The 3,142-nt window shown below is 65.3% G+C and carries 3 protein-coding genes and 1 pseudogene; 2 read left to right on the top strand and 2 right to left on the bottom strand.

The window, feature by feature from the left end:
* A pseudogene (locus JYJ84_RS32615) lies at nt 1-297 on the top strand (farnesyl-diphosphate farnesyltransferase); the annotation flags it as partial.
* Nucleotides 298-784: 487 nt separating this feature from the next.
* Complete coding sequence (locus JYJ84_RS32610; protein WP_175222024.1) at nt 785-2,002, top strand: porin; 1,218 nt, start codon at nt 785-787, stop codon at nt 2,000-2,002.
* Between the two features lie 161 nt (nt 2,003-2,163).
* Here JYJ84_RS32610 and JYJ84_RS32605 read toward each other — a convergent pair whose 3' ends face one another.
* Both JYJ84_RS32605 and JYJ84_RS32600 read right to left on the bottom strand, forming a co-directional pair.
* Nucleotides 2,164-2,328, bottom strand: a complete 165-nt coding sequence (locus JYJ84_RS32605; RefSeq protein WP_205186411.1) for a hypothetical protein — start codon at nt 2,326-2,328, stop codon at nt 2,164-2,166.
* 145 nt (nt 2,329-2,473) lie between these two features.
* Nucleotides 2,474-3,142: TolC family protein (locus tag JYJ84_RS32600; protein WP_205189985.1), on the bottom strand; the 669-nt coding region annotated here is incomplete at its 5' end.

The following is a 3,142-nucleotide window of genomic DNA, read 5'->3' as shown; positions in this document are numbered from 1 at the left end:
ACGCTCGACCAGTATCGCGACGCCTGCCTGTATACGCTCGCGATCCCGCGCCGCTTCGTGCGGCTGCGGCTCGCGTGCCTGTGGCCGATCATGATCGGCCTCGAAACGCTCGAGCTGCTGGCCGGCCACGACGCGTGGCTCGATCCGGCGAAGCCGGCCAAGGTGCCGAGAAAGCGCGTCTACCGGATCATGGCGTCGTCGCTCGCACTGGTCGGCTCGAACGCCGCGATTCGCGCGCGCATGACCGCGCTCGCCGATGCGGTGAGCGCGCACCTGGTGCAACCGGCCACGCGCTGAATCGCACTGAACGATGCCGGCACGACAGGTGCCGGCGTCGCCTGTCGGCCCGCGTTCGCCGGGCCGCTCCCGTCCATCTCCCAGGCTTCGACTAAAACGTTTTCATTATTTCGTGTCACGAAATGTGGGTGTCATGAACGTCAGCGATCCTGCGCGGCGGCGTGAATCGTGGCGTCAGCCGCGGTCGCGCATTTGTAAGATGGATATTGCCGAAGGCATCTGACGACATCCGACGGTCTCGTTGCACCCGTAAAAATGTAAAGCTAGGGTTTTCACCGGGAAATGCCGGAGAGGCCCGCCGTGCAAGCGTTTTCAGGTGTTATGTAACCGTTTGGTGAACCCGCGCGTTGCGTCGATCATACGATGACCGACTGCTGTGTTGGGAAATAATCGGTAATCCGTCAGAATTGCGCCGGCATGTACTCGCACATGTGTCAGGTCATAAAACCACACCACAAAAGAAACATTCTTTGAGGACGGAGAATCAATGAAAAAGCGCGTCGCTGTTGCCATGACGGCAGCTGGCCTTGCAGCCGCTACCGCCGCTCACGCCCAGAGCAGCGTGACCCTGTACGGTATCGTCGATAACGGTCTGGCTTACCAGAACAACTCGTCGGCAGTCGGTGCAACCTCGGGTGGTCACTCGAAGGTGCAGATGTCCACCGGCGTGTGGGCAGGCAGCCGCTTCGGCCTGAAGGGCAGCGAAGATCTCGGCGGCGGCACGAAGGCGATTTTCCAGTTGGAAGCTGGCGTCAACACGGCTAACGGCTCGTCGCAGTGGACCAACGGCATCTTCACGCGTCAGGCGTGGGTGGGCCTGACCAACAACACGTACGGTACGCTGACGGCCGGCCGCCAGTACACCGCGTACTACACGCTGCTGTCGCCGTACAGCCCGACGACCTGGCTGACCGGCTACTACGGCGCGCACCCGGGCGATATCGACTCGCTGGATACCAGCTACCGCGCGAACAACTCGCTCGTCTACATGTCGCCGAAGTTCTACGGCTTCACGGTCGGCGGTTCGTACTCGTTCGGCGGCGTCGCAGGCGCGACGAACCGTGGCTCGACGTGGAGCGCGGCGATCCAATACCTGAACGGCCCGGCAGGCATCGCGGTCGGCTATCAGAAGATCAACAACGCGACGCTCGGCGGCGGCGTGTGGGGCGCGAACTCGACGGTCCAGAACGGCCTCGATGCGAACGGCAACGGCGCACAGCCGGCAGTGTCGTCGATCAACAACGGCTACGCGACCGCGCAATCGCAACAGCGTATCGCTGTGACGGCTGGCTACCAGTTCACGCCGGCATGGGACATTTCGGCATCGTACTCGAACGTCCAGTACACGCCGGGCCTCGGTTCGTCGTTCCGCAACACGGCCATCTTCAACACGGCAGGCGCCGTGCTGCACTGGAAGGCAGCTGCTCAGTGGGACTTCGCAGCGGGCTACTCGTACACGGCGGCAACGCAGTCGAACGGCATCACGAGCGCAGCGAAGTACCATCAGGTCACGCTGTCGCAGTACTACAGCCTGTCGAAGCGCACGGGCCTGTACGCAGTTGAGGCTTACCAGCACGCAAGCGGCAACACGTTCAACGCCAAGACCGGCATCATCGCTGCAACGACGTCGATCGGCGACGGCGTGGGCGCAGGTTCGAAGCAGAACCAGATCGGTGTCGGCGTCGGCATGATCCACCGCTTCTGATGTCGCGCGGCGCGCGAGCGCCGCTTGCGGCACGCGGTATGAAAACCGGCCTTCGGGCCGGTTTTTTTTCGTCGCGACTCCTGCACGAATCGGGCGGGACTGCGCCGACACCCTGATTCCCGGCGTCCCGGGCGGGCGTGTCCCGGCAGTCCGCACGATGGTCATGCCTCGCGCGTGCGCAGGCGCCGGTATCCCCACAGCGCCACGAGCAGCACCGCTGCGCCTGCGCATGGGGCGACGACGAATCCGGCTCGTGCGCCGCCGTCATCCACGACCTGACCCGATGCCGCGGCGCCCAGCGCTACGCCGACATTCAGCCCGGTCATGCTCGGTCAATTGGCGCGCCAGTACCGATCGTTCCACCAGTGACATTGCCGCGAATGTGTCTCATGTTCACATCGAAGCGGCGGCACCTCCGGGTACCGTCGTCGGCGAAGCCGCATCCGGCCGGTGCCGATGTCGTTCCACCGCTCACTCCGCCGCGTCATCCGTCCAGCTTCCTGCCAGCGCCTGGAACAGCGCCGCCGTATCGGCAAGCCGGTCGGCCTGCGCGCGCGTACGGTCGAGCGCCGTCTGCAGCGTCTGCCGCTGCGCGTCGAGCAGGTCGAACGTGCTGATCCCGCCTGCCGCGTAACGGTCGCCGGCAATCCTGTTGCTGGCCGCCGCTTCTTGCGCGGCGGTGTCTCTCGCCTGCAGTTCGGCCGCGTCGTGCTCGATCGCGCGCATCGCGTCGGCCACCTGCTTCAACGCGTCGAGCACGGTTTCCCGGTAACTCGCGAACGCCGCGTCGTACGCCGCTTCGGCCGCACGTTTCTTCGCGCGCAGTTCGCCGCCGTGAAAGAGCGGTTGCGTCAGGCCGAGGCCGACATTCCACACATTCAGCCCGCTCACGAGATCCGCGATGCGCGTGCGCTCCGAGCCGATCCCCGCCGAAATCGACAAGCGCGGATACAGGTTCGCGGTGGCGACGCCGACGTTCGCGCTCGCCTGGTGCAGCACGGCTTCGGCCGCGCGGATATCGGGCCGTTCGCGCGCGAGCGTCGACGGTAACGCGACGGGCAGCGTGTGTGGCAGCGCGAGCGCATCGAGCGTGAGGTCGGGCAGCACGGCATCGGACGGCGGCGCGCCGAGCAGGATCGC

This window comes from Burkholderia sp. LMG 13014 (assembly GCF_905232215.1).
Classification (GTDB): domain Bacteria; phylum Pseudomonadota; class Gammaproteobacteria; order Burkholderiales; family Burkholderiaceae; genus Burkholderia.
This window is presented reverse-complemented; position numbering and strand designations above follow the sequence as displayed.